The 1,461-nt window shown below is 66.9% G+C and carries 1 protein-coding gene; it reads left to right on the plus strand.

Annotated elements, in window-relative coordinates; genetic code table 11:
• Positions 1-15 precede the first annotated feature (15 nt).
• Positions 16-1,095, plus strand: a complete 1,080-nt coding sequence (locus TBU01S_RS22620; protein WP_068639729.1) for an IS110 family RNA-guided transposase — start codon at positions 16-18, stop codon at positions 1,093-1,095.
• Positions 1,096-1,461 lie beyond the last annotated feature (366 nt).

Here is a 1,461-nt window from a genome sequence, read left to right on the forward strand (position 1 = left end):
AAAGGGGAAGTCCAAATGAATGCTACGACGATCGGGGTGGATCTGGCAAAGAACGTGTTCGTGGCCTGCGTGGGCGACGGCATGGGGCGCGTGATCGAGACGCGCGAGTTCAATCGTTGCGGCTTTCTGGCGTGGCTGTCGTCGCTGCCGCGCGGCACGGTGATCGGCATGGAAGCGTGCAGCGGCGCGCACTGCTGGGGCCGCACGATGGCGGCGCTGGGCCTGGCGCCGCGGCTGATGGCGGCCGATTTCGTGCGCGCCTACCGCAAGCGCCAGGCGGTCAAGAACGACCGGGCCGATGCGGCGGCGATCCTGGCCGCGCTGCACGCGCCGGGCATGCGTTTCATCGCGGTCAAGACCGAAGCCCAGCAACAGCGGCTGGCCTGGCACAGCCTGCGTCTGGGCTGGATCGAGGAGAGAACGGCGCTGTTGAACCGCATCCGCGGTGTGCTCGCCGAGTTCGGCATGGTGGTCGAGCCCGGTGCCACGCGGCTGCGGCGCTGGCTGGCCGAACACGAGTTCGACACCGCCCAGCCCATGATCGTGCGCCACCTGATCCAGAGCGTGCGCGACCAACTCGATGCGCTCGATGCCCGCATCGGCGAGTGCGACCGGCAGATCGCCGCGCAGCAGGCTAAGGATGCCGCCGCCCGGCGGGTGCGCGAACTGCCCGGCGTGGGGCAACTCACCGCCGACGCGATCACGGCCAGCGTGGGCGATGCGAGAATGTTCAGCAATGGTCGCCAGTTCGCCGCCTGGCTGGGACTCACACCGAGCCAGTACTCCAGCGGTGGGAAGCCGAAGCTCGGACGCATCACCCGGCGCGGCGACAGCTACCTGCGAAGCTTGCTCGTGCAAGGGGCGCGCAGCGTGTTCGCGGCCACCTTGCGCAAGGCGCGCAGCGCACCGGACACGCTCACCCGGCTGCAGCAATGGATCGTGGGCCTGAACGCCCGGGTGGGTTACCACAAGACGCTGGTGGCCATCGCCAACAAACAGGCCCGCCAACTGTGGGCGGTGCTGGCCAAGGGCGAGGCGTACAGCCCTGAAGCCTGGCGCCAGTGGGGGCAGACGGCCGAGCAACCGGCGGCCTGAGTCCAGGGCAACAAAGGCAACGATGAAGCAATGACTGCGCGCAAGCGATAGGCAAAACAGGTCAGACCGACCGGCTGAGAACCTGGCTAACAAGATGGCCGACCAAACAGGGTGTCGCGGCTGATCCCCGCGCCCCGGTCGCGCCGATGAACGATTGAGGCCAGCCGGAGCGGTTAGTCGCATGGCCCCGGCACCACAGTGCCGAACAAGGCCGATTGGGGAAAGGCAGTCTGTTCTGTCCTTGTCCATTGCAATGCCGCCAGTCGAGAAGCGGTCACGCCCGAGCGTGATCAGCAGGAGAAGAAGATGCGTGCATGATCAACGGCTGCTGTCTGCAGAAAACAGTTGACGGGAAGTCCCTTGGGG

The sequence above is a fragment of the Thauera butanivorans NBRC 103042 genome, from assembly GCF_001591165.1.
Classification (GTDB): Bacteria; Pseudomonadota; Gammaproteobacteria; order Burkholderiales; family Rhodocyclaceae; genus Thauera; species Thauera butanivorans.